25 protein-coding genes are annotated in these 24,957 nt (G+C 60.7%); 6 read left to right on the forward strand and 19 right to left on the reverse strand.

From position 1 onward, the window contains the following. Positions 1 to 176: 176 nt before the first annotated feature. Genes ACIQAL_RS16255 through ubiE form a run of 9 tightly spaced genes read right to left on the reverse strand, consistent with a single transcriptional unit; the run spans position 177 to position 6,315 of the window. On the reverse strand, positions 177 to 884 hold the full coding sequence (locus tag ACIQAL_RS16255; protein WP_401147169.1) for a 16S rRNA (uracil(1498)-N(3))-methyltransferase: 708 nt from the start codon (positions 882 to 884) through the stop codon (positions 177 to 179). Further along, positions 881 to 1,675 (reverse strand): twin-arginine translocase subunit TatC, encoded by a 795-nt coding sequence (tatC, locus tag ACIQAL_RS16260; protein WP_166598148.1) that lies wholly within the window; start codon positions 1,673 to 1,675, stop codon positions 881 to 883. Before tatC ends, ACIQAL_RS16255 begins: the two co-directional genes overlap by 4 nt. Beyond that, a complete protein-coding gene (gene tatB / locus ACIQAL_RS16265; protein ID WP_401147172.1) occupies positions 1,672 to 2,184 on the reverse strand; it encodes a Sec-independent protein translocase protein TatB in 513 nt (170 codons plus the stop codon). The genes tatC and tatB overlap by 4 nt, the downstream gene beginning before the upstream one ends. A gap of 10 nt (positions 2,185 to 2,194) precedes the next feature. After that, complete coding sequence (locus ACIQAL_RS16270) at positions 2,195 to 2,467, reverse strand: twin-arginine translocase TatA/TatE family subunit (protein WP_166598150.1); 273 nt, start codon at positions 2,465 to 2,467, stop codon at positions 2,195 to 2,197. A 42-nt stretch (positions 2,468 to 2,509) separates the two neighbouring features. After that, on the reverse strand, positions 2,510 to 2,842 hold the full coding sequence (locus ACIQAL_RS16275) for a phosphoribosyl-ATP diphosphatase (protein ID WP_166598151.1): 333 nt from the start codon (positions 2,840 to 2,842) through the stop codon (positions 2,510 to 2,512). 2 nt (positions 2,843 to 2,844) lie between these two features. Continuing rightward, positions 2,845 to 3,249 (reverse strand): phosphoribosyl-AMP cyclohydrolase, encoded by a 405-nt coding sequence (gene hisI, locus ACIQAL_RS16280; RefSeq protein ID WP_401147175.1) that lies wholly within the window; start codon positions 3,247 to 3,249, stop codon positions 2,845 to 2,847. Between the two features lie 56 nt (positions 3,250 to 3,305). Further along, on the reverse strand, positions 3,306 to 4,925 hold the full coding sequence (gene ubiB, locus ACIQAL_RS16285) for a ubiquinone biosynthesis regulatory protein kinase UbiB (RefSeq protein WP_401147176.1): 1,620 nt from the start codon (positions 4,923 to 4,925) through the stop codon (positions 3,306 to 3,308). Continuing rightward, the gene (locus ACIQAL_RS16290) at positions 4,922 to 5,545 is read right to left on the reverse strand and encodes an SCP2 domain-containing protein (protein ID WP_401147178.1); all 624 of its coding nucleotides are present in this window, start codon (positions 5,543 to 5,545) and stop codon (positions 4,922 to 4,924) included. The genes ubiB and ACIQAL_RS16290 overlap by 4 nt, the downstream gene beginning before the upstream one ends. Continuing rightward, entirely contained in the window at positions 5,545 to 6,315 is a 771-nt protein-coding gene (gene ubiE, locus ACIQAL_RS16295) for a bifunctional demethylmenaquinone methyltransferase/2-methoxy-6-polyprenyl-1,4-benzoquinol methylase UbiE (RefSeq protein WP_401147181.1), read from the reverse strand. The genes ACIQAL_RS16290 and ubiE overlap by 1 nt, the downstream gene beginning before the upstream one ends. Before the next feature lie 141 nt (positions 6,316 to 6,456). On the opposite strand from ubiE, the gene ACIQAL_RS16300 reads away from it, so the two are divergent. The 3 genes from ACIQAL_RS16300 to ACIQAL_RS16310 all read left to right on the forward strand — a co-directional run bounded on the left by ACIQAL_RS16300 (position 6,457) and on the right by ACIQAL_RS16310 (position 8,348). Then, entirely contained in the window at positions 6,457 to 6,735 is a 279-nt protein-coding gene (locus ACIQAL_RS16300) for a polyhydroxyalkanoic acid system family protein (protein ID WP_401147183.1), read from the forward strand. 241 nt (positions 6,736 to 6,976) lie between these two features. After that, positions 6,977 to 7,414, forward strand: a complete 438-nt coding sequence (locus tag ACIQAL_RS16305) for a phasin family protein (RefSeq protein WP_401147186.1) — start codon at positions 6,977 to 6,979, stop codon at positions 7,412 to 7,414. Between the two features lie 10 nt (positions 7,415 to 7,424). Then, complete coding sequence (locus ACIQAL_RS16310) at positions 7,425 to 8,348, forward strand: phasin family protein (protein WP_401147188.1); 924 nt, start codon at positions 7,425 to 7,427, stop codon at positions 8,346 to 8,348. Positions 8,349 to 8,669: 321 nt separating this feature from the next. On the opposite strand, the gene ACIQAL_RS16315 is transcribed toward ACIQAL_RS16310, so the two are convergent. From ACIQAL_RS16315 to ACIQAL_RS16360, 10 genes are all read right to left on the reverse strand, one after another. After that, on the reverse strand, positions 8,670 to 9,284 hold the full coding sequence (locus ACIQAL_RS16315; protein ID WP_401147190.1) for a TetR/AcrR family transcriptional regulator: 615 nt from the start codon (positions 9,282 to 9,284) through the stop codon (positions 8,670 to 8,672). Between the two features lie 168 nt (positions 9,285 to 9,452). Further along, complete coding sequence (gene phaC, locus ACIQAL_RS16320) at positions 9,453 to 11,135, reverse strand: class II poly(R)-hydroxyalkanoic acid synthase (protein WP_401147193.1); 1,683 nt, start codon at positions 11,133 to 11,135, stop codon at positions 9,453 to 9,455. 162 nt (positions 11,136 to 11,297) lie between these two features. Continuing rightward, entirely contained in the window at positions 11,298 to 12,152 is an 855-nt protein-coding gene (gene phaZ / locus ACIQAL_RS16325; protein ID WP_166598161.1) for a poly(3-hydroxyalkanoate) depolymerase, read from the reverse strand. A 224-nt stretch (positions 12,153 to 12,376) separates the two neighbouring features. Beyond that, a complete protein-coding gene (gene phaC / locus ACIQAL_RS16330) occupies positions 12,377 to 14,056 on the reverse strand; it encodes a class II poly(R)-hydroxyalkanoic acid synthase (RefSeq protein WP_401147195.1) in 1,680 nt (559 codons plus the stop codon). 352 nt (positions 14,057 to 14,408) lie between these two features. Beyond that, positions 14,409 to 14,786, reverse strand: coding sequence for a gamma-butyrobetaine hydroxylase-like domain-containing protein (locus ACIQAL_RS16335; RefSeq protein ID WP_401147198.1), 378 nt, complete (start codon positions 14,784 to 14,786; stop codon positions 14,409 to 14,411). 134 nt (positions 14,787 to 14,920) lie between these two features. After that, positions 14,921 to 16,258, reverse strand: a complete 1,338-nt coding sequence (gene hslU / locus ACIQAL_RS16340) for an ATP-dependent protease ATPase subunit HslU (protein ID WP_341960489.1) — start codon at positions 16,256 to 16,258, stop codon at positions 14,921 to 14,923. 66 nt (positions 16,259 to 16,324) lie between these two features. Further along, positions 16,325 to 16,855: an ATP-dependent protease subunit HslV gene (gene hslV / locus ACIQAL_RS16345; protein WP_037016051.1), complete on the reverse strand. Its 531-nt coding sequence runs from the start codon at positions 16,853 to 16,855 to the stop codon at positions 16,325 to 16,327. Positions 16,856 to 17,324: 469 nt separating this feature from the next. After that, positions 17,325 to 18,017, reverse strand: a complete 693-nt coding sequence (locus tag ACIQAL_RS16350; protein WP_341960486.1) for an SPOR domain-containing protein — start codon at positions 18,015 to 18,017, stop codon at positions 17,325 to 17,327. Between the two features lies 1 nt (position 18,018). Beyond that, the gene (gene argS / locus ACIQAL_RS16355) at positions 18,019 to 19,755 is read right to left on the reverse strand and encodes an arginine--tRNA ligase (protein WP_401147200.1); all 1,737 of its coding nucleotides are present in this window, start codon (positions 19,753 to 19,755) and stop codon (positions 18,019 to 18,021) included. A 260-nt stretch (positions 19,756 to 20,015) separates the two neighbouring features. Further along, entirely contained in the window at positions 20,016 to 22,235 is a 2,220-nt protein-coding gene (locus ACIQAL_RS16360) for a primosomal protein N' (RefSeq protein WP_401147203.1), read from the reverse strand. A 168-nt stretch (positions 22,236 to 22,403) separates the two neighbouring features. Here ACIQAL_RS16360 and rpmE point away from each other — a divergent pair, with 168 nt between their 5' ends. From rpmE to ACIQAL_RS16375, 3 genes are all read left to right on the forward strand, one after another. After that, entirely contained in the window at positions 22,404 to 22,625 is a 222-nt protein-coding gene (rpmE, locus tag ACIQAL_RS16365; protein WP_062379238.1) for a 50S ribosomal protein L31, read from the forward strand. Positions 22,626 to 22,636: 11 nt separating this feature from the next. Then, positions 22,637 to 23,452, forward strand: coding sequence for a thermonuclease family protein (locus ACIQAL_RS16370; RefSeq protein ID WP_401147832.1), 816 nt, complete (start codon positions 22,637 to 22,639; stop codon positions 23,450 to 23,452). Positions 23,453 to 23,632: 180 nt separating this feature from the next. After that, complete coding sequence (locus ACIQAL_RS16375; RefSeq protein ID WP_401147206.1) at positions 23,633 to 24,901, forward strand: malic enzyme-like NAD(P)-binding protein; 1,269 nt, start codon at positions 23,633 to 23,635, stop codon at positions 24,899 to 24,901. The last annotated feature ends 56 nt before the right edge of the window (positions 24,902 to 24,957 follow it).

Here is a 24,957-nt window from a genome sequence, read left to right on the forward strand (position 1 = left end):
CGGTCTGTACTGCTGCTAACAGTCAGAAGCTGGCTTTTGGTCCCACCCACCCCTTCGAGTCTTACCATACAAGCTGGCTTGCCTGCGATCTGCCGGAAGCCGGCAGTAAACACCGTGCATGCGGTGTGTCAGGTGCATAGGGTCGTGTGGTTTTGAAGACGCGATGCTCTTGATCGTTAGAACAGTCTGGCGAGGAGGGCAGTCACGGCGGTTTCGACCCGCAGGATGCGGTCGCCGAGCTGCACGGGGTTCAGGCCGGATTCGCGCAGCAGGTCGACTTCGTAGGGAATCCAGCCGCCTTCCGGGCCGATGGCCAAAGTGACCGGCTCATTGACCGCACGCGGGCAGGCCGGGTAATCGCCGGGATGCCCAACCAACCCAAGCGTCCCCTCAACGATGGCAGGCAGCCGGTCTTCGACGAACGGCTTGAAGCGTTTCTCGATGACGATTTCCGGCAACACGCTGTCCCGCGCCTGTTCCAGGCCCAGGATCAGTTGCTCACGAATCGCCCCAGGCTCCAGAAACGGCGTCTGCCAGAAGCTTTTCTCGACGCGGTAACTGTTGACCAGGATGACCTTGGGCACACCCATGGTAGCGACGGTCTGAAATACCCGGCGCAGCATTTTGGGGCGGGGCAGGGCGAGCACCAGGGTCAGCGGCAGTTTGGCGGGAGGCTCACGGTCGAAACTGACAGACAGTTCCGCCTCGCGGGGTTCGAGACGCAGTAACTGCGCGCTGCCGAGCAAGCCGCCCACGCGTCCAACGCGCAGACTGTCGCCGACCTCCGAACGATGCACCTCTTGCATGTGTGTGAGGCGCCGATCGCGCAACACCACCCGATCAGCCGAGATGAAGTCGGCCTCTTCCAGAAGCAGCAGGTTCACGGCTGGGTCGCTGGCGGCTGGTCTTGCTCGTCTTCGGCCTTCTCGTCGTCTTCGTGGTCGCCGCGTTTGGTAACCATCGAGCTGCACAACACGCCGATTTCAAACAGCAGCCACATAGGCACGGCCAGCAGCGTCTGCGAGAAAATGTCCGGCGGGGTCAGGATCATGCCGACCACAAAGCACCCGATCACCACATAGGGGCGAATCTTCTTCAGGTACTTCACGTCAACGATGCCGATCCACACCAGCAACACGACCGCGACCGGGATCTCAAACGCCACGCCGAACGCCAGGAACAGCGTCATGACGAAATCCAGATAGCTGGAGATGTCCGTCATCATCGACACCCCTTCCGGAGTCACGCTGGCGAAGAAGTGGAAGATCAGCGGGAACACCAGGAAGTAGGCGAAGGCCATCCCGGCGTAGAACAGAATGATGCTGGAAATCAGCAGCGGCACCGCCACGCGTTTTTCGTGTTTGTACAGGCCCGGCGCGATGAAGCCCCAGATCTGGTACAGGATGACCGGCATTGCCAGGAACAGCGCCACCATCATCGTCAGCTTGAACGGTGTCAGAAACGGCGAGGCCACATCAGTGGCGATCATCGTCGCGCCTTCGGGCAAGAACTTGCGCAGTGGCGCCGAGACAAAGGTGTAGATCTTCTGCGTGAAGTAGAACAGCGCACCGAAGATCACGAAGATCGCCAGCACGCAACGCAACAGGCGCGAGCGCAGCTCAGTGAGGTGCGAGACCAGCGGCATTTGCTGGTCGTTTTCCGGGATTTCGCTCATGGGGCTCGTGGGGGCTGTGTCGAATCGTTGGCGGAAGGCGCGCCCGGCACGGCCGTGGGCGTGGTGGCCACCGGAGCGGGCGCAGGTGTCGCGACAGGCGGAACAGGCTCGGGCTGCGCAGCGGGCGGCGTGACCGACGCGCTTTCAGCAGGCGCTGCCGGGCCAATGTCGGCGCTCGGTGGCGTGGGTGCGGCACCCATGATCGGCGCTGCGGGCTCGCTGACCGGCTGAACCGCTGTCGGCACGACGGGCGCCGCCGCTTGCTGCGGTTGCATGATTTTGCGCGCTTCTTCTTCCAGCGAAAGAATGTGCTCGTTGTGCAATTGACGACGAATTTCATCGGCGCCAATTTCGCGCTCAACTTCCTGTTTGATCGCGTTGAAGCTGCGTTTCAGACGCCCGATCCAAAGCCCGGCCGTCCGCGCTGCCCCTGGCAAACGCTCGGGGCCCAATACCAGCAGGGCAACGAGGCCGACCAGCAGCAGTTCAGAGAAGCTGATACCAAACATGCGTCACGACCTAGTCTTTGCGGATGGGCTCTTCGACTTTCTGCGCAGTGCCGTCGATGGTGTGCGGCTGATACGGCGGCTGAGTCGGTGGAACAGGCTGCGCGGTTGGTTGTGGCTGAACAGGCGGTTGCTCGGTCGGTTTTTCTTCGTCGTTCATGGCCTTGCGGAAGCCTTTGATCGACTCGCCAACGTCAGTGCCCAGGTTTTTCAGTTTCTTGGTGCCGAAGACCAATACGACGACCACAAGAATGACGATCCAGTGTTTCCAGTCAAAAATGCCCATGACGCGTTCCTCACAATGATTTCAGGGCTCGCAGGCCCGTGTTTAATCCGTCGAACGAGCAGCTTTTTCGACGTGTCCGGACAGGCCGAAACGGCGATCCAGTTCATCGAGTACGGCTTGCGGGTGCTGGCCCAGCGCTGCGAGCATCACCAGGCTATGAAACCACAAGTCTGCCGTTTCGTAGATGACATCGCTGCAGTCCCCGCTGACGGCGGCGTCCTTGGCAGCGATGATGGTTTCGACCGACTCTTCGCCGACCTTCTCCAGAATCTTGTTCAGCCCCTTGTGATAGAGACTGGCGACGTAGGAGGAGTCGGCAGCCGCACCTTTGCGCTCTTCGAGCACTTGGGCAAGGCGAGACAGGGTATCGGTCATGTTCAGTGTCCTGCGTGATAAATGGCGTGCGGGTCTTTGAGGACCGGGTCCACGGTCTTCCAGCCTGCATCGTCGCCTGCACCGTCAAAAACCCGGTAGAAACAGCTTTCGCGGCCGGTGTGGCAGGCGATCCCGCCGATCTGCTCGACCATCAGAATGATGACATCGGCGTCGCAGTCCAGACGCAGTTCGTGCAATTTCTGCACATGGCCCGATTCTTCGCCTTTGCGCCACAATTTTCCACGGGAGCGCGACCAATAGATGGCGCGGTTTTCGGTGGCCGTCAGGCTCAGCGCTTCGCGGTTCATCCAGGCCATCATCAGGACGCGCCCGGTCTTGTGGTCCTGCGCAATCGCTGGCACCAAACCGTCACTGTCCCATTTAATCTCGTCCAGCCAGTCTTTCATCGTCGGCTCCGGCCGATGGGTGGGTGGGTTAGTGTGCCAGCGGCTCGCCCCGATGGCTATCGGCGCACGACCAGATAGAGCCCGGCGACCAGCATCAGCAGCGCAGGCCAGGCACTCAGCGCGATCAGTTCGTCGCCTGATTGAGTATGGGCCGTCGCCAGCACCACGCCACCGCCCAGCAATGCTGCGCCGATCATGCGCAACGCCCAGTGGTCGCCCTTGCGCGAGTACGGAGGCGCGGGATCGGAAGTGTGCGGTTGCGACAGACGCTCCAGCAGGTCGCGGGTCATGTTCGCCAGATGCGGAATCTGTTCGACCTGGGATTGCAGGTTGCCGATCAGCGTTTTAGGGCTGACGCGCTCGCGCATCCAGCGCTCCAGAAACGGCTGCGCGGTGCTCCACAAGTCCAGTTCCGGGTACAGCTGACGGCCCAGGCCTTCGATGTTGAGCAGGGTTTTCTGCAACAGCACCAGTTGCGGCTGCACTTCCATGTTGAAGCGCCGCGCGGTCTGGAACAGGCGCATCAGCACCTGACCGAAGGAAATGTCCTTGAGCGGTTTCTCGAAGATCGGCTCGCACACGGTACGAATCGCGGCTTCAAACTCGTTGAGCTTGGTCTCAGCGGGCACCCAGCCGGAATCGATGTGCAGCTGCGCGACACGACGATAATCCCGCTTGAAGAATGCAAACAGGTTGCGCGCCAGATAATCCTGGTCTTCCGGCGTCAGGCTGCCGACGATGCCACAGTCGATGGCGATGTATTGCGGGTCCCACGGCGAAACCGTGCTGACAAAAATGTTGCCGGGGTGCATGTCGGCGTGAAAGAAGCTGTCGCGGAACACTTGGGTGAAAAACAGCTCCACACCGCGCTCGGCGAGTTTCTTCATGTCGGTGCGCTGATCGGCGAGCGTCGCCAGATCGGTCACCTGAACGCCGTAAATCCGCTCCATGACCAGCACTTTCGGGCGGCACCAGTCCCAGTAGACCTGAGGCACGTACAGCATCGTCGAGCCTTCGAAGTTGCGCCGCAGCTGGCTGGAGTTCGCCGCTTCGCGCAACAGGTCGAGTTCGTCGTAGATGGTCTTCTCGTAGTCGGCGACCACGTCCACCGGGTGCAGCAAGCGGGCGTCGGCAGACAAACGCTCGGCGATCTTGGCGAGGATGAATAACCACGCCAGGTCCGAGCCGATGACCGGTTTGAGGCCCGGACGCACGACTTTCACGACGACTTCTTCACCGGTCTTGAGACGGGCGGCGTGGACCTGCGCGACAGACGCAGACGCCAACGGCGCAACATCGAAACGACTGAACACGTCGTTGATTTTCGCGCCCAACTGCGACTCGATCAGGGCAATCGCCTTCTCGGATTCGAACGGCGGCACGCGGTCTTGCAGCATCATCAGCTCGTCGGCGATGTCTTCGGGCAGCAGGTCACGGCGGGTCGAAAGCAACTGGCCGAACTTGATGAAGATCGGCCCCAGGTCCTGCAACGCCAAGCGCAGGCGCGCACCTCGGGTCAGCTCGCTTTTGCGTCGTGGAATCCAGCGCCACGGCAGCACGAAGCGCACGGCGAGCAGCCACCACGGCAGTGGCAGGGCGAACAAAAGATCATCGAGGCGGTAACGGATTACGACACGCTGGATGCGAAACAGGCGGCGGACGGCAAGCAGGCTCATGCGTTATCGCTGGATTTGAGGGAGTGGGCCAGACGCTCGAAGCGGGCTTCGAGGCGTTCCAGGTCTTGTTGGGTCTGATCCAGTTCGGCGAAGCGGGCTTCAGCCTCGCGTTTGCCGACCAGGGTGCGGGATTCTTCGGCCAGGTATTCGGCCAGGTTGTGGCTCAGGCTCGCCATGCTCTCGCGGGTCCAGCGTGCGCTGTTGCGCAGGTGGCCACCCATCAGCGGCGTGGCGACTGGGCCGAGCCAGCGTTGCAGCTCGTATTCCCAGTCGAGCTCCAGGTCCTGCAACACGCCCACCAACTCCAGCAGCACGGCGCTTTCGCCATCCAGCTCCACCTCCGGGCTGTGCAGTACGGCGTTCTTGTCCTTGCTCAGCGCAAGGCGCATGAGGCTGGCAGCCGGGGCGCGCAGGGTCACGTCAGCGCCTGCTTCCCAGCGCGAGGCCAACATCAGGCCTTCGTCGCTGGGCAGAATGTGCAGGTGAAACGCCGGGCTTGTGCACTCGACCGCGATCACCTTTCCGCTCAGGCGCTCAAGGCGTGGCAGGGCGGTGCTGTCCATTTGCAGCACACGGTTGATGCCGTGCTCGGCACTGGCGAGCAAGCCGCTGATCAGCATCAGGGCTTGATACCACGGTGCAGAGCGACGATACCGGACGTCATGTTGTGGTAGGTCACGCGATCGAAACCGGCCTCCACCATCATTGACTTCAGGGTTTCCTGATCCGGGTGCATGCGGATCGATTCGGCCAGGTAACGATAGCTTTCCGAATCATTAGTGATCAGCTTGCCCGCCAACGGCATGAACGCGAACGAATAGGCGTCGTAGACCTTGGACATGACTTTGTTGGTCGGCTTGGAAAATTCCAGCACCAGCAGGCGGCCACCCGGTTTGAGGACGCGCAGCATGGAGCGGATAGCGTCTTCCTTGTGCGTGACGTTGCGCAGGCCGAAGGCGATGGTCACGCAGTCGAAATGGTTGTCCGGGAACGGCAGCTTTTCAGCGTCGGCCTGGACGAACTTGATGTTGCCGGCCACGCCGCGATCGAGCAGGCGGTCGCGACCGACTTTCAGCATCGACGCGTTGATGTCGGCCAGCACCACTTCGCCGGTGGGGCCGACCAAGTGGGAAAATTTCTTGGCCAGGTCGCCTGTGCCGCCTGCGATGTCCAGCACGCGGTTGCCGGTGCGCACACCGGACAGCTCGATGGTGAACCGCTTCCAGAGGCGGTGCATGCCGCCGGACAGCACGTCGTTCATCAGGTCGTACTTGACCGCCACGGAGTGGAAAACCTCGGCGACTTTCTCGGCCTTCTGGCTTTCAGCGACGGTTTTGTAACCGAAGTGGGTGGTGGGTTCGGCATCGCTGCCTTTGCGCGGATCGTTCATATCGCTGTCACCGGAATAAAGTGCCGCCATTCTAATCGTCGGGGCTGGCTTTGTCTTGACAAGGCTCACCGGCAACAGTTTCTTCGCCGAACGCCGCTGGTATAGTGGCCCGACGATTTACGCCGATGAAGGAGCCCGCCGATGGCCCGTATTACCGTGGAACGCCCGCATGCACTGGGCAAGGACAAGGCTCGCGAGAAAGCTGAGCTGCTGGCCGAGAAGCTGGGCGACAAATATGGCATCGAGCACAGCTGGAACGGCGACACCGTGTCGCTGGAAGGCAAGGGCGCCAAAGGCACCGTTGAGGTGGAAGACGCGCGGGTGCGGGTCAACATCGAGCTGAATTTCTTCCTCTCGGCGATGAGCAGCACGATCCAGTCCGAGGTCGAGCGTCAATTGGATAAAGCGCTGACGGCGTAACGCGGCACGCCACTTTGTAGGAGCCGGCTTGCTGGCGAAAGCGGTGGGTCGGACGAATTGGTTTCGACTGAAACACCGCTTTCGCCAGCAAGCAGGCTCCTACAGGGATCAGCGCCAGGCGAAGAACCTCATGCAGCCACCTTCAACCTAGGGTGAGCTTTCTAATTTTTCTCTCTACTTTGTGCCCATGCCCCCGTCTGCGGGGCGGTTCCTCCTATCCCTTTCGAGCGTGAGGTGCACCATGGCCAAAGTGATTCTGAAGAAAAAAATCGAAGCCGAAGAAGCGAAAACGTTCTCAGAGGTTCGTCTCTACGCCCGCAAAATATGGCTCGCAGGCCTAGGTGCCTACGTGAAGGCCGGGCAGGAAGGCGCCGAGTACGTCAAAGAGCTGATCAAGACCGGCGAGCAGACCGAAAAGAAAGCCAAGAAAGTCATCGACGAAAAAATCGAAGCCGCCAACAGCGAAATCGATTCGGCGAAAGACGACGTTACCGGCGAAATCACCAAAGCCAAAGGCCGTGTGGAAGTGCAACTCGACAAAATCGAGAGCGCCTTCGACCGCCGTGTGGCCGGCGCCTTGAATCGCATCGGCATTCCGTCTAAACATGATGTTGAGACACTGTCTGCTAAGCTCGATGAGCTGACGGCATTGCTTGAACGTGTCGCGCGTAAACAATAAGGAGAGCGGGATGGCTGGCAAAAAGAAAACCGAAAAAGAAGGCAGCTCCTGGATTGGTGAGGTGGAGAAATACTCCCGCCAAATCTGGCTGGCTGGTTTAGGCGCTTACTCGAAGATCAGCAATGACGGCAGTAAGCTTTTCGAAACGCTGGTGAAAGACGGCGAAAAAGCCGAGAAAGAAACCAAGGCCACCGTCGGTAAAACCGTCGACACGGCCAAGGCTTCGACCAAGTCCCGCGTCGGTGACGTGAAGGACCTGGCGCTGGGCAAATGGGGCGAACTGGAGGGGGCTTTCGACAAGCGTCTGAACAGCGCGATCTCCCGCTTGGGCGTACCGAGCCGCAACGAAGTCAAAGCCTTGCACAGCAAAGTTGATCTGCTGACCAAGCAAATCGAAAAACTGACGGGCGCCTCGGTGCCTTCGGCGTCGAAAACGGCAGCGGCGAAACCCGCCACGAAAACCGCCGCCAAACCCGCTGCCAAGCCATTGGCGAAAGCTGCGGCTAAACCGGTCGCCAAAGCCGCAAGCGCTGCCGCCAGCAAAACTGCAGCGGCCAAACCTGCCGTTGCAAAAACAGCGGCCAAGGCCGCCGCCAAGCCGGTAGCCGCCGCGTCGAAAGCCGCTGCGTCCACCGCCGCCAAGGCGAAAACCGTTGCTGCGAAACCGGCGGCCAAACCCGCCCCGAAAGCAGCGGCCAAGCCTGCTGCGGCAAAACCGGCAGCCAAGCCTGCAGCGGCCAAACCCGCCGCTGCGAAAAAGCCAGCCGCTGCCAAGAAACCCGCAGCACCGAAGCCCGCCGCAGCCGCCAAACCGGCCGCAGCGTCCACTCCTGCTGCAACCACCAGCGCCGCGCCTGCCACCCCGGCACCGTCCGCGCCCGCCGCTGCGTCGTCGACCAACTCCGCTGCGTCGACACCTTCCAGCCAGTCCTGATTCACGGCTGATTGGACCGAAGCCCGACCTGTGAGAGCAGGTCGGGCTTTTTGTTTTCACGCCAGATTTGCGCTTGGTCGAATCCGCTCACACCGCGATTCGCGCTTCTGGCCAGAGGCCGGGGGAGCTGGCTTGCCTGCGATGTGCCGGGTACCGGCAGTAAAACCTGATACCTCGACTGTGTCAGGTACTACGGGTTAGCCGGTTTTGCTGGTGCTGCGCACCAGATCGTAGGCAAGCCAACTCCCACGGCCTTCGGCCAGAATCAAAAGCCGACCATGGTGAAGTTTCGATACGCTGCCAGAAGCAAATGCCGGGAACTCAATCCTCCAGATAATGCAAAGCCAACCGCTCTGCCGCATGCCGCGCACCCGGTTTCAGGTGCGGCGCGACGAGCATCATGATCTGGTACACCACCACCCGAGTTTCACCCTCCCGGTCGAGGATGCGTTGGTAATCCAGCGAGAACAGCAGCGTCATCGTGATCTGTTCCACCAACTGTCCCAGCGCTTGCGTGTCGCTGGTAACTTGCCCTTCGGCCTTCAAACGCGCAAGCAGCGAGGCGAGGGTGCGTTTGATCGCGTTGAGCAGATTACGAATGCCCCGTGCGAGCTTCGGCAGGCGGCTGGCGAGGTTCGACAGGTCCTGGAACAGAAAACGGTAATGGGACAAACGCTCGACGATCAGGTGCAAAAACAGCCAGTAATCCTCGGCGTCCAGGCGCGCATCGGCAGGTGGGTCGAGCAGCGGCGCGAGCTCGGACTGGAAGCGCTCGAACAACTCCATCACCAACGGCTCCTTGCCGTGAAAGTGGTAGTAGAGGTTGCCGGGGCTGATCTCCAGTTCGTTGGCGATTTCCAGGGTTGAAACGTTGGGCTCGCCTTGCTGATTGAACAGCAGCAGGGCGCATTCGAGTATGCGGTCGCGGGTCTTCATCCGGTCTTCTTGGTTCGGTCTTCAAAACAGGTCGCGGTATTGGCTGCGCCGTTGATTTTCCGTGGGAGCGAGTTCGTTCGCGAGGCGGCGGTACATCCGACGCCTCTACATCGGCTGTACGGTTTTTCGCGAATGAACTCGCTCCCACGGGTTGTTGTGTTCCGTTGGCTACCTGACGCGGACATACGTTCCGGGCGCCGCCTCCATCGGCGGGTAATTCTGGTTACCCAGCGCCATCAGCGTTTCGCGCTGGGCGCCCGAGCGCTCTTGAATCCAGCTCAGCCAACTCGGCCACCAACTGCCGTCCGTGCGGTGGGCGTCGTAATACCAGGCCCGGGGATCACTGCTGAGCTTGCCGTTCTCGACGAAGTTCGCCTTGGGGTTGCCGGGCGGATTGAGGATGCTCTGCACGTGGCCGCTGTTCGACAGCAGGAAGCGCCGATTGCCGCCGAGCAGCAAGGTCGAGCGGTAGACCACGTCCCACGGCGTGATGTGGTCGTTGATGCCCGCGACGCTGAAACTGTCCACCGTCACTTTCTGCAGATCGATTGGCGTGCCGCATACCTCAAGCCCACCCGGATGAGTCAGCGGGTTGTGCTTGAAGAAGTCCAGCAGATCGCCGTGCAGCGCGGCGGGGAGACGCGTGCTGTCGTTGTTCCAGTAAAGGATGTCGAACGGCGGCGGTGCCTTACCCAGCAGGTAGTTATTCACCCAGTACGTCCAGATCAGGTCATTGGGGCGCATCCACGCAAAGACCTTGGCCATCTCGCGACCGTCGAGCACGCCACGCTGATAGGAGCGGCGCTTGGCGGCTTCGAGGGTTTGTTCGTCAATGAACAACGTCGCTGGGCTTTCGATTTCGCTGTCGAGCAAACTCACCAGGTAACTCGCGCTCGACACCCGCCTCAGTTGCCGCTTGGCCTGCAAATGGCCCTGCAGCGCCGCGATGGTCAGACCGCCCGCGCAGGCGCCCATCAAGTTGACCTCCCGCGCGCCGGTGATCGCACGGCACACGTTCATCGCTTCCTCGGCGGCCTGCACGTAACTGGAAAGTCCCCATTCCCTATGCCGAACGTCCGGGTTGCGCCAACTGATGATGAAGGTCTGTAGGCCATTTTTCAGGGCGTACTGCACGAAGCTGTTGGTGGGGCTCAGGTCGAAAATGTAGAACTTGTTGATCTGTGGCGGCACGATCAGCAGCGGTCGGGCGTATTGCTTTTCGCTCATCGGCGAATACTGGATCAGCTCCAGCAGTTCGTTGCGAAACACCACGGCGCCGGGAGTGACGGCCAGGGTGCGACCGATCTCGAACGCGTCCTTGGTGGTCTGGCTCGGCAGGCCGTTGTTGTGCATGAAGTCGTCGAGCATGTGGCTCAGGCCCTTCACCACGCTGGTGCCGCCGGAGTTGAACAGTTCCTTCAGGGCCAACGGATTGAGCAGGGTGTTGGTCGGCGCCAGTGCATCGTTGAGCAGGGAAAAAATGAATTGCGCGCGAGAACGGTCGTCTTCGGGCAGGTCGCTGTGGTCGATCCAGTCGCGCACCTGATGCTGCCAACTCAGATACGCCTGCAAGCCGCGACGGTACAGCGGATTGTGCGTCCAGGTCGGATCGTTAAAGCGGGCGTCATTCGGGTGTGGCTGGTGAGGCGTATCGCCCAACATCACACGCCCCAACTGACCGCCGAGGGCAATCGCATGGCGCGCCGTGTAAACCGGGTGCTTGAGACCTTGCAAGGCCACGCTGCGCAAGGTCGATAGCAGATCCCGACCGCGCAGGCCGGTGATCGCGCTTTGCGCGTTGATGTAGGTCGCTGGCGTCGGATAGCTATTCTTCGCCGGTTTGTCTCGCATGGATCAACACTCCTTCGTCTGGCCATCAGCAAATACAGCGGCGCACCGCTCGACCTCCCCTGAGCAGTGCACTGTTCCACGTCTGGCAATCCCGCCGATAACGCAGTCATTGAAGCGATTTCTCTTTGATGTGGGGCACGAATGCGCCCCTTATTCCTTGGGTTATCGCACGGTCGGTGCAGGTTGTGGATGCATGACGGCGCGCTGCCGCTCCTGTTGCAGAAACTTCATGATGATGGGGGCCACGGCTTCGGCCCGGGTGATCAAAAACAAGTGACCATCGTCGATTATGTGTAGCTGGGCATTGGGGATGCGCCAGGCCAGCAGTCGCATATTGATCAGCGGAATCAGCGGGTCGTCATCCCCTGCCAGCACCAGTGTCGGCTGCTGGATCTTGTGCAGCCAATGAATGCTGGTCCAGCCCATGCCCGCGAACAGCTGCCAGTAATAGCCGAGCTTTCCGGATGAACGGACTTTCGCGGCGTGGTTTGCGGCCAGGTTCGGATCGCGACGAAACGCCCCGCCATAGATGTCCGGCGCGATGCGGATCACGTGCGACGGCTGAATGTAACGACGCGGGCTGGCCATCATCCACAGCACTTTCGGTTTGCCTGGCACCATCACCGCGCCCGCCGCTGTGGCCGCGAGCACGAGTTTTTTGCAGCGCTCGGGATAGTCGTGGGCGAACTGCTGGGCCAGCGCGCCGCCCCACGAAACGCCAATCGCGTTGACCTGTCCGTAGTCCAGATAATCCAGCATCCGTGCCGCGAGTTTTGCCAGACCGGGAAAGCGATAGGGACGGTTTGGCGTCGATGAACCGCCAACACCAGGCACGTCGAAGGCGATGACTTCGAGGTCGGGGTCCAGCGCATCGACGAACGGAAACACCAACTCCAGGTTGGCGCCGATGCCGTTGAAAATCAGCAGCGGCGTGAGATGGCTCTTGCCGGGGCGCACCGCGGTGCGGATGTTGTGCCCATCCAGATCGATGGTGCGAAATACGAACGGTTGCGGCATGCGCGAAGCCCTGTTGGTTAAACGCCGGTAATGCTGTCTTGCGCGGTGAGGTCGCAGGTGAGACCAGTCCTGTGGGAGCGAATTCGTTCGCGAAGGGGTGCTACATCCAATGCAAGTGCGTCGGTTGAGCCATCGATTCGCGAATGAATTCGCTCCCACAGTTATTGGCGCCCTTTAACCGCGCTGAGCCTTCTCAAACGTCATCGGCAGGGACGTCCGCGTATTTACCTTTCATGCACATACGTGCCCGGAGACGCTTCGCCCGCGGGATACGCCTTGTTGCCCAATGTAGCGGGAGATTTTTTCAGTTTGCCGGAGCGTTCGGCTTGCCACGCCTGCCAGTGCAGCCACCACGAGTCAGTGTGTTTGCTGGCGTCTTCCTGCCAACGGGTGGCTTCTTCGGGCAGGTCCGGGTTGGTCATGTAGCGCGCCTTTGGGTTGCCCGGCGGGTTCAGAATGCTCTGGATATGTCCGCTGTTGGACAGCACGAACTCGGTCTTGCCGCCGAACAGTCGAGCCGACTTGTAGCACGACACCCACGGCGTAATGTGGTCGTTGGTGCCTGCGAGACAGAAGATGTCACTTTTGACCTGTTTCAGATCAATCGGCGTACCGCAGACCTCCAGCGCGTTTGGACGAATCAGAGGATTGTTCTTGAACATCTCGATCAGGTCGCCGTGAAAGGCGGCGGGCAGGCGTGTGGTGTCGTTGTTCCAGAACAGAATGTCGAACACTGGCGGCTCATTGCCCAGCAGGTAGTTGTTGACCCAGTAATTCCAGATCAAATCGTTGGGGCGCATCCAGGCGAAGACCTTGGCCATGTCCTTGCCTTCCAGCACGCCGGCCTGATACGAATGGCGCTTGGCCGATTCCAGCGTCTGCTCATCCACGAACAGCGCGACCTGCGTGTCGAGGGTGGTGTCGAGCACGCTCACCAGCAGCGTCAGCGCGTTGACCTTCTGCTCGCCCAGCGCCGCATAGTGGCCGAGCAAGGCAGTGCAGGTGATCCCGCCGGAGCAGGCGCCCAGCATGTTCACGTCCTTGCTGCCGGTGATCCTGCAGACCACGTCCACCGCTTCCTTCACAGCGTCGATGTAGGTGGACAGGCCCCATTCACGCTGGGCCTTGGTCGGGTTACGCCAACTGATGATGAACGTCTGCACGTTGTTGCGCAGGCAGAAGCGCGCCAGGCTTTTGTCCTGGCTGAGATCGAAAACGTAGAATTTGTTGATCTGCGGGGGCACCACCAACAGAGGGCGTTCGTGGACCTGCTCGGTGATCGGCTTGTACTGAATCAGCTCCAGCAGGTCGTTGCGAAACACCACGGCGCCTTCGGTGGTGCCGAGGTTTTTGCCGACCTCGAAGGCGTCCATGTTGACCTGGCTCGGCATGCCGCCGTTGTTCACCAGATCTTTCGCCAGGTGCGAGAGGCCATCGAGGACGCTCTTGCCGCCCGTCTCAAAGAAGCGTTTGACCGCCGCCGGGTTGGCCGCGCCGTTGGTGGGCGACATGGCTTCGGTCATGAGGTTGATCACGAAGTGGCCGCGGCTGATGTCTTGTTGCGAAAGGCTGCTGTCGTCGATCCAGTCGTGCAACTCCTTGCGCCAGGCAAGGTAGGTTTGCAGGTAGCGACGATAGAGCGGGTTCTGGCTCCAGGCCGGGTCGGCGAAACGACGGTCGTCGCTGTCGGGCACCAGGCTGGATTTGCCGAGCAGTACGTTTTTCAGTTCCAGCCCGAAATGGGCCACGTGCTTGGCGCTGTGGATCGGTTGCTTGATGGCCTGGGTCAAGACCATGCGTGCCGTGGTGAGCAAATCCTTGCGCCGCAAGCCGACGACGGGGTTCAACCCCAGGGTGTGTTCAGAGGCTTGACGCGGCAGATCATCATTACTCTTGTTACTCATCTACGACGCTCCATTGTCCTGAGACGAGCGCTGGCATCCCTGTGAAAACACGCCACGGGCAAACGCCAGCACTGCTCTCGGGTGACCGATGATTAACACAACGGGTGTGAATGCCCCTGCACGGCGCCGTATTTTTCGCTGGCGCTGCATGCGACTGCTGCGGTTCACACCGACAGGCTTCTGCTAAAACTCCGATGCAGATGGCTTGCCAGAATCATTGGTTACGCGAGATTTATAAAAATCGCAAGCAGGGCCAGTCATTGACCGCTGCGCGGAGCATTGAAGCAGATGAAATTAGAAAGCGCGTCCTAAAACGCCCGTCGGTCATGAAAGCGCGGACTAGAGCGGCAGCTCAGAGCATCAGTCGGACGACTTGCTCGGAAGGGTCGCGGGATTTGCCTGCAGCTTTCAGTTCAGCCAGGTAATCGTCCCACAGGGCTTGCTGACGTTGTGCCAGTTGTTCGAGGTATTCCCACGTGAACAGACCGCTGTCATGACCATCATCGAAGGTCAATTTCAGTGCGTACTGACCGGCCGGTTCCACTTTCGTCAAACCGACGCCCAGCTTGCCGAATTGTAGAATCGGCTTGCCATGCCCCTGCACCTCAGCGGACGGCGAGTGCACCCGCAGGAACTCGGCGGGCAGGTGATATTCCTCACCAGGGCCGTATTTCAGCGTGAGGATTTTCGAGGCTTTGTGAAGCTGGATGGCAGACGGAATTCTGGACATAAAAACAGTCTCAAGCTGTAAGCGATAAGCTTCAAGTAACAGCAGATTGCTGGGAGCCGCAGACCCCAAGTGAAAGCAGATGTGCGCAGCGCTGCTTTTCACTTGTGGCTTGAAGCTTACAGCTTGCGGCTGCTTTAGAGGATGTAACGCGACAGATCTTCGTCTTCCGCCAACTCGCCCAAGTGGCTGTTGACGTACGCCGCGTCGATCTGGATCGTGCCGCCATCTTGCGCGCCCGCCAGGTCACCTGCACTGAAAGACACTTCTTCCAGCAGACGTTCCAGCAGGGTGTGCAGACGACGGGCACCGATGTTTTCGGTCTTCTCGTTCACTTGCCAAGCGATCTCGGCCAGGCGCTTGATGCCTTCCGGCAAGAACTCGATGTTCAGGCCTTCTGTCTTCAGCAGCTCGCGGTATTGCTCGGTCAGCGACGCGTGTGGCTCGCTCAGGATGCGTTCGAAATCCTGTGGGCTCAGGGCTTTCAGCTCGACGCGAATCGGCAGACGGCCTTGCAGCTCAGGCACCAGATCGCTCGGCTTGCTCAGGTGGAACGCACCGGATGCGATGAACAGGATGTGGTCGGTCTTGACCATGCCCAGTTTGGTGTTGACCGTGCAGCCTTCGATCAGCGGCAGCAGGTCGCGCTGCACGCCTTCACGGGAGACGTCCGCGCCACCGACATTGCCGCGCTTGGCGACCTTGTCGATTTCGTCGATGAACACGATGCCGTGCTGCTCGACCGCTTCCAGCGCCTTGCCTTTCAGCTCTTCGTCGTTGACCAGACGGCTCGCTTCCTCGTCGCGGACCATCTTCAGCGCGTCCTTGACCTTCAGTTTGCGGCTCTTCTTCTTGCCCTTGCCCATGTTGGCAAACAGGCTTTGCAGTTGGTTGGTCATCTCTTCCATGCCCGGAGGCGCGGAGATATCGACGCCGCCCATTTCCGCGACTTCGATCTCGATTTCCTTGTCGTCCAACTGGCCTTCACGCAGGCGTTTGCGGAACAGCTGGCGGGTGTTGGAATCGGTGCCGCCCGCTGCGTCTTCATTGAAGCCAACGCGTGCAGGTGGCAGCAGGGCATCGAGGATGCGGTCTTCGGCGGCGTCTTCGGCGCGATGACGGACCTTGGTCATTTCCTGTTCGCGCAGCAGCTTCATGGCGGCGTCGGCCAGATCACGAATGATCGACTCGACGTCACGGCCCACGTAGCCGACTTCGGTGAACTTGGTGGCTTCGACCTTGATGAACGGCGCATTGGCCAGCTTGGCCAGACGGCGGGCGATTTCGGTTTTGCCGACGCCGGTCGGGCCGATCATCAGAATGTTTTTCGGGGTGACTTCAACGCGCAGCTCTTCAGGGAGCTGCATCCGGCGCCAGCGGTTGCGCAGCGCGATGGCGACGGCGCGCTTGGCATCGTCCTGGCCGATGATATGGCGATTGAGTTCGTGGACGATTTCACGGGGAGTCATGGACATGGTTTTCAACGGTCCTCTTGAGCGAATGAGTCCGGCAGCCGCGATGAATTGCGGCGCCTGTCGGGCTTATTCGGCGAGGTCCTGCTCCTCAATGGTGATGTTGTGGTTGGTGAACACGCAGATGTCGCCCGCGATGTGCAGCGCGGTCTCGGCGATTTCTCGCGCCGACAATTCGGTTTTCAGCAGCAGGGCGCGGGCAGCGGCCTGGGCGAACGCACCGCCGGAGCCCATGGCGATCAGACCATCTTCAGGCTCGACGACGTCACCGTTGCCGGTGATGATAAGGGAAGCGTCTTTGTTGGCGACGGCCAGCATGGCTTCCAGACGGCTGAGGGAACGGTCGGTCCGCCAGTCCTTTGCCAGCTCGACGGCGGCGCGCACGAGGTGCCCCTGGTGTTTTTCCAGCTGGGCTTCGAAACGTTCGAACAGGGTGAAGGCGTCAGCGGTGGCGCCCGCGAAACCGGCGATCACCTGGCCGTGGTAGAGGCGGCGGACCTTCTTGGCGTTACCTTTCATGACGGTATTGCCCAGGGAAACCTGGCCGTCACCGGCCATGACGACTTTGCCTTGGCGGCGCACTGAAACGATGGTGGTCAAGGGGAGAGTCTCCACGCTAGGGGGCGAAAATGCCCTGATGGAAACTCATATGGGGGTGGGGGCGGGTATTTCAACTGCGGGGGATGAATGGTGGCGCCGGTCTCGGTCTGCTTCTGCCAGAGGCGCCTGACACCAGCCTGCTGCTGCCGAATACGTAGGCGCCTGGCAAACGTCTCGCTTCTGCCGAAGGCGTAGGAGTCCAGCTTGCTGACGATCTGGCGCGCAGCGGCAGCAAATCCGGCGCATGCGGTGGATCAGGGGGATCGAGGATGTCAGGTTTTGCTACTGCTGCGCAGCAGATCGTAGGCACGCCAACTCCCACGCCTTCGGCAGAGTCAAAAGCCTAGACCGCGCCTTGATCGTTCCCACGCTCCGCGTGGTAATGCCGCCTGTGACGCTCTGCGTCTGCGTTGACGCAGAGCGTGGAGATGCATTCCCACGCAGAGCATGGGAACGATCATTTACCGAGTCAGCGGGCCTGACGTTGTTGCAACAAAAGATTACTGAATCCACCACCTGCCAGTTGTTTCTGTGCGGTGGTCAGTTGTTCGCGGTTGCTGAACGGGCCGACCAATACGCGATACCACGTCTCGTCCTTCACCGTTCCGGATTCAACTGTCGCAGCCTGGCCCAACAGAATGATCTGGGCGCGGACCTTGTCAGCGTCCGTTTGCTTGCGGAACGAGCCCGCCTGCAGGAAAAACGTCGTCACTGGCGCCGGTTTCGCGACCGGGGGCGCTGGTGGTGGTGTCAGGCCGCTAAGGGCTGCCTGGGCACGTGCGGTGTCGATTTTCGCGGCCACCTCTGGAGTGACCGGCGTGGTCGGCGCAGCCACGGACGGCGGCGTTTTCTCCGGCACGGCTTCGTTCGGCACGATGACTTCCGATTCCGGCAGCAGCGTGTAGAAATCGTATTTCGGCTTCACCGGCGCGGTAGGGCTCGGCGGCGTCTTGTTCGCTTCAGCGATCTTCGCAGCCTTGGCTTCGGCCTTGTTCCGCTTGATGTCGTCGCCGCTGCCAGGCTCCAGCTTCATCAGAAAGACGATGAATGCACCGACGGACAGGCCGACCGCCAGCCACACCCATCCCGGAATCGGCTTCTTTGCGGGGGCCTCGTACCGGCTGGCACCGCGCTTGGGAGCTGGTTTCTTTTTGACTGCCAAGTTACATACGCTCCAGAGTTTCCAGACCCAGCAGTTGCAGGCCTTGCTTGAGGGTGCGACCGGTCAGGTGCGCAAGGCGCAGACGGCTTTGCTGTTGCTCGGGGTTTTCTGCGTTCAGGATTGGGCAGTTCTCGTAGAAGCTGGAGAACAGACCGGCCAGATCGTACAGATAGGCGCACAACACGTGCGGCGTGCCTTTTTCGGCGACGTTGTTCACGGTCTCACCGAACTGAGCCAGACGTGCGGCCAGGTCCTGCTCCTGCGGCGCTTCGAGGATGATCTGGCCCTTGCTCGCGTCGAACGCCTCGCCCAGCTTGCGGAACACGCCCACCACACGGGTGTAGGCGTACAGCAGGTACGGCGCAGTGTTGCCTTCGAAGCTGAGCATCTGATCGAAGTTGAAGCTGTAATCGCTGGCGCGGTGCTTGGACAGGTCGGCGTATTTCACCGCGCTGATGCCCACGGCCTTGGCGATGGTGCGCAATTCGTCCTCGGCGACTTCCGGGTTCTTTTCTTTTACCAGTACGTAGGCGCGCTCTTCGGCCTCATCGAGCAGGTCGACCAGTTTCACGGTGCCGCCATCGCGGGTCTTGAACGGGCGGCCATCGGCGCCGTTCATGGTGCCGAAGCCCATGTGTTCCATCTGCATGCCGTTGGTGACGAAACCGGCGCGGCGCGCCACTTCGAACACTTGCTGGAAGTGCAGGGCCTGACGCTGATCGACGAAATACAGCGCGCGATCGGCTTTCAATACGTTGCTGCGATAGCGCACGGCCGCGAGGTCAGTGGTCGCATAGAGATAACCGCCACCGGCCTTTTGCACGATCACCGGCAGTGGCGTGCCTTCGGCAGTCTTGAATTCTTCGAGGAACACGCATTGTGCGCCGTTGCTCTCGACCAGCAGGCCGGCTTTCTTCAGGTCGGCGACGACGTTGGCGAGGTCGTCGTTGTAGGCGCTTTCGCCCATGACGTCTTTCGGCGTCAGTTTGACGTTCAGGCGCTCGTACACTTCCTGGCAGTGGGACAGGGAGATGTCTTTGAAACGGGTCCACAGCGTCAGGCACTCAGGGTCGCCTGCTTGCAGCTTGACCACCAGACCACGGGCGCGCTCGGCAAACTCTTCGGACTCGTCGAAACGGCCCTTGGCGGCGCGGTAGAAGTTTTCCAGGTCCGACAGCTCGTCGCTGGTCGCCGGGGTTTCCTGCAGATAGGCCAGCAGCATGCCGAACTGGGTGCCCCAGTCGCCAACGTGGTTCTGACGAATGACGGTGTCGCCGAGGAATTCCAGCACGCTGGCCACGCCGTCGCCGATGATAGTGGAACGCAGGTGGCCGACGTGCATTTCTTTGGCGAGGTTCGGCGCGGACAGGTCAACCACCACGCGTTGGGCGGGACCGTTCTTGCGCACCGAGAGCGTGGCATCGGCCAGGGCTTCGTCGAGACGCGAAGCGAGGGCCTGAGTGTTCTGGAAGAAATTGAGGAAGCCAGGACCTGCGATGTCGACTTTGGTGATCTGCTCGTCGGCGGGCAGCGCGGCGACGATCTTCTCGGCCAGGTCACGGGGCTTAAGGCCCGCAGGCTTGGCCAACATCATGGCGATGTTGCTGGCGAAGTCGCCGTTTTTCTTGTCCTTGGCGTTTTCCACCTGAATCGCCGGCGTCAGCCATTCCGGCAAGACGCCTTCGGTGACGAGTTGGCTCAGAGCTTGTTGGATCAGCTGGCGAATGGTGTCTTTCATGAGGCTCTCTTTCGACCGCAAGCGCGGCAGCGCTTCGATGCGCGGGTGGAAAAACTGGGCATTATCCGTTGCTGGAGCCACCTTGCCAACCGGGTTGGATGTGCGGTTGTGAATTGTCATCTGTTGCCGGGTTCCCAACTGTGGGAGCGAATTCATTCGCGAATGGCGGGTCCAGACGACACATCTCTATCGGCTGTACGCTTTTTCGCGAATGAATTCGCTCCCACAAAAGTCGATGCGCGCCAGGAGTCCGCATGAGCTCAATAAAGATCCACCGGGTCCACATCCAGCGACCACCTGACCGCCCGCCCGCTCGGCATGCTCTCTAGCGCGAGCAGCCACGTTGCCAGCAGCTTGTGCAGTGGCGCCCTGGCGTTGGCTTGCAGCAACAATTGCGCCCTGTATCGCCCCGCGCGGCGTTCCATCGGAGCCGGAACCGGGCCTAACAGTTCAATCCCGCCCAGCGACATTTCCTTCAACAGCTGTTCCGCTTCCGTACAGGCTTCGTCTAAAAATCCCTCAGCCTGTCCCGGTTTATGGGCTTCAGCGCGCAACAGCGCCAAATGCGAAAACGGGGGCAGGCCCGCTGCGCGACGCTCGCTCAGCGCCTGCTCTGCAAAGGCGAAATACCCCTGCTCGGTGAGCTGGATCAGCAGCGGATGGTCGGCCAGGTGCGTCTGAATGATCACTTTGCCCGGCTCTTCGGCGCGCCCCGCGCGGCCCGCGACCTGCACGATCAACTGGGCCATGCGTTCGCTGGCGCGGAAGTCGCCGGAAAACAGCCCGCCGTCGGCGTCCAGAATCGACACCAGCGTCACGCGGGGAAAGTGGTGACCTTTGGCGAGCATCTGCGTGCCGACAAGAATGCACGGGTGGCCCTTCTGGATTGTGGCAAACAGCTGATTCATCGCGTCCTTGCGCGAAGTGCTGTCGCGATCCACTCGCAGCACCGGATAGTCCGGAAACAGAATTGCCAAGCGCTCTTCGGCGCGCTCCGTCCCAGCGCCGACGGGGCGCAGATCGACCTTGCCACAGGCCGGGCAATTGCGAGGCACCCGCTCCACGTGGCCGCAGTGGTGGCAGCGCAACTCGCCAGAACGCTGATGAACGGTCATGCGCGCATCGCAGCGGGTGCATTCCGACAACCAGCCGCAGTCGTGACACAGCAACGTCGGCGCGAACCCTCGGCGATTGAGGAACACCAGCACCTGTTGTCCGGCGGCCAGCGTCTGTCCGATGGCTTGCTGCATCGGGCCGGAAATGCCGCTGTCCAGCGGACGGCTTTTCACGTCCAGGCGCAGGAAACGTGGCTGTTGCGCGCCGCCTGCGCGTTGGTTCAGACGTAGGAGGGCGTACCGGCCGGTGTAGGCGTTGTGCAGGCTTTCCAGCGAAGGCGTGGCCGAGCCGAGCACGATCGGGATGTCTTCCTGGCGGGCGCGGACCAGTGCCAGGTCCCGCGCGTGATAACGCAGGCCTTCTTGCTGCTTATAAGAGCCGTCGTGTTCTTCGTCGATGATGATCAGGCCGGGGTTCTTCATGGGCGTGAACAGCGCCGAGCGCGTGCCGATGATGATGTCCGCTTCGCCATCGCGGGCGGCGAGCCAGGCATCCAGACGGTCCCGGTCGTTGACCGCCGAATGCAGCAACGCGATCCGCGCGTTGAAACGCTGCTCGAAACGAGCGAGGGTCTGCGGCCCGAGGTTGATTTCCGGAATCAGCACCAGCGCCTGTTTGCCTGCCTCCAGCGTCTCGCGGATCAGTTGCAGGTAAACCTCGGTCTTGCCGCTGCCGGTCACGCCTGCGAGCAAAGACGCATGAAAACTGCCGAATCCGGAGCGAATGGCTTCGTACGCGGCACGCTGTTCGGTGTTCAGCGGCAGTTCCGGTTGCGCCAGCCAATGCTCATGCCGCGCCACCGGGGCATGGCCGCGTACTTCCACCGTCACCAACTCCTTGGCCAGCAACAGATTGAGGCTGTCGCGGTTGAGCATCAGCTTGCTCAGCAGTTGATGGGCGACGCCGTGGGGGTGCTGGGCCAGGGTTTGCAACGCTTCTTTCTGTTTCGGCGCGCGGGCGATGCGCGGGTCGTCGATGCTGGCGCCGGTTGCGATCTGCCAGAAACGCTCCTGCCGGGCCTCAGCGGGCTCGCCTTGACGCAGCAAGACCGGCAACGCCCAGCTCAACGTGTCTCCGAGGCTGTGCTGATAATACTGGGCCGTCCACAGACACAGCTTGAACAGGGCGGGTGGCAGCGGCGCTTCGTGGTCGAGCAGCGCAATCGCGGGCTTTAGTTTGTCCTCGGGCACATCGCTGTGATCGGTGATCTCCACCAGGATGCCGATCATTTCCCGACGCCCGAACGGCACCCGCAACCGCATGCCCGGCTGCAGCGCACTGCGCGCAATCCCGGCGGGGGCGCGGTAGTCGAACAGGCGACGCAAGGGGGAGGGCAGGGCGAGGCGCAAAATGGCGTCGGGCACGCGGGGGATGTCCTGTTACGGAGTATGACCAAGGGCGCGATCTTAGCAGACGACCGGCGTTAACGCGGCCTTGCGCGTTTCACGTTCTCTGTTAATATGCGCGGCCTAATTCCGTGCGGTATTCAACAATAGTGTTGGGTGGCGGCACGCTAGCCTGAGGAAATACCGATGAAAGCTGATATCCATCCAGTTTACGAAGACGTCGTTGCAACCTGCAGCTGCGGCAACGTCATCCACACCCGTTCCAACCTGGCCAAGCCTCTGAGCCTGGACGTTTGCAACGAGTGCCACCCGTTCTACACCGGTAAGCAAAAGACTCTGGACGTTGGCGGTCGCGTCGACAAGTTCAAGTCGCGTTTCGGTGCGTTCGGCGCAACCAAAGCGAAGTAAGAGTGGATTTTCTGGATCGCTCCCCGAGCTTATCCAGGCTGCTCAAGAAGGCGTCCCTTGCGGGCGCCTTTTTTGTGCCTGCGATTTGGCTCTCTACCGCCCAGGCCTTGTGCCCGGCGCCTTCCAATTTGCCCACCGCGCAGGTTCAGCGCGTGGTAGATGGCGACACCCTTCGTTTGAGTGATGGGCGCAGCGTGCGGATGGTTGGCCTCAATGCGCCGGAAACTGGCAAAAAAGGTCAGTCCGCCCAACCGTTTGCCGAAGCCGCCAAGCGCCGACTGCAAACGTTGGTAGATGAAAGCAACGGTCAAGTCAGTCTGAGGATCGGTGAGCAGGCCGCTGATCATTACGGACGCACCTTGGCCAACGTCTATGGCCGCAATGGCGCCAACCTGGAAGCGCATTTGCTCGCGGAAGGGCTGGGCTATCTGGTGGCGGTGTCACCGAACGTGGCGCTGGTCGAATGCCAGCAGGCCGCAGAAAAGACCGCGCGTCAGTCTGGCACGGGCTTATGGCGCAACTCGCCCGTGCAATCTCCCGAACAGATCAGCAGCGGCGGCTTTGCCCTCGTGTCGGGGCGCGTGACGAATGTTTCGCGCAATGGCGGTGGCGTATGGATCGAGTTGGGTGATGCGCTGGTGCTGCGTATTGCACCGAACCTCGTAGGAGAGTTCGAAGTTGCACGTCTGCAACGTCTGAAAGGGCAGCAGGTCGAAGCACGAGGCTGGGTAGTCGACCGATCCCGTCGAGGCGGTCTCAATTCCGGTCAGCCACGCTGGATGATGCCGATCACGCATCCTGCCATGTTGAATACAACTTCAAGCTAAAATTGTGAACATTTTTTCCGTGAATTGTTTATCCCTGGAGGCCTTTAAAGACGTGGCTCTACGCTGAAAGTCGTAGATGCGGCCTCTTGACACACCTGACCCGGCAGTCTTGTTAGGACTTTCTGACTTGCGTATGCTCGTTCGTCCGTCTGTCCAACAGCAAAAAAGCGGAATGCCCCCATGTCAGATTTGAAAACTGCCGCGCTCGACTATCACGCCAACCCTCGCCCTGGGAAATTGAGCGTAGAACTCACCAAAGCCACCGCCACTGCGCGTGACCTCTCTCTGGCCTACAGCCCGGGTGTGGCTGAGCCAGTGCGTGAAATCGGTCGCGACCCTGAGCTGGCGTACAAGTACACCGGCAAGGGCAACCTGGTTGCGGTCATCTCTGATGGCACCGCGATCCTCGGTCTGGGCAATCTTGGCCCGCTGGCGTCCAAGCCGGTCATGGAAGGCAAAGGCGTTCTGTTCAAGCGTTTCGCTGGCATCGACGTGTTCGACATCGAAGTCGATTCGGAAAGCCCGCAAGCATTCATCGACACCGTCAAGCGCATCTCCATTACGTTCGGTGGCATCAACCTTGAAGACATCAAGGCACCTGAGTGCTTCGAGATCGAAAAAGCGCTGATCGAGCAGTGCGACATTCCTGTGTTCCACGATGACCAGCACGGCACGGCCATCGTGACCGCAGCGGGCATGATCAATGCCTTGGAAATCGCTGGCAAAACGCTGGAAGAGGCGAAGATCGTCTGCCTCGGCGCTGGCGCAGCGGCCATCTCCTGCATGAAGCTGCTGGTGAGCATGGGTGCGAAGATCGAAAACATCTTCATGATCGACCGTAACGGCGTCGTGCACTCCGAACGTTCCGACCTGAACCAGTACAAGGCGCAATTCGCTCACGCGACCGACAAGCGCACCTTGGCTGACGCACTGAACGGTGCTGACGTGTTCGTCGGCTTGTCGGGTCCGAACCTGCTGAGCCCGGAAGGCTTGAAGTCCATGGCCGCCAATCCGATCGTGTTCGCGTGCTCGAACCCGGACCCGGAAATTTCTCCTGAACTGGCCCACGCCACGCGCAGCGACGTAATCATGGCAACCGGTCGTTCCGACTACCCGAACCAGGTCAACAACGTACTGGGCTTTCCGTTCATCTTCCGTGGTGCTCTGGACGTTCGCGCCAAGCGCATCAACGAAGAGATGAAAATCGCCGCGGCGAATGCTCTGCGTGAACTGGCCAAGCTGCCAGTGCCGCAGGAAGTCTGCGACGCCTACGGCGGCATCAAGCTGGAATTCGGCCGTGAGTACATCATCCCGAAACCACTGGACGTGCGTCTGCTGACCGTTGTTTCCGATGCCGTGGCCAAGGCCGCCATCGAAAGCGGCGTCGCGACTCAGCCGTATCCGAAGCACTACCCACTGACCAACGTGGATCAAGTCTTCAACGGGTAAAAGCAGCCGCTGCTCCACAAAAAAACCGGCCCTTAGAGGCCGGTTTTTTTGTGGGG

Source organism: Pseudomonas sp. NPDC088368, from assembly GCF_044753445.1.
Classification (GTDB): domain Bacteria; phylum Pseudomonadota; class Gammaproteobacteria; order Pseudomonadales; family Pseudomonadaceae; genus Aquipseudomonas; species Aquipseudomonas bambusae.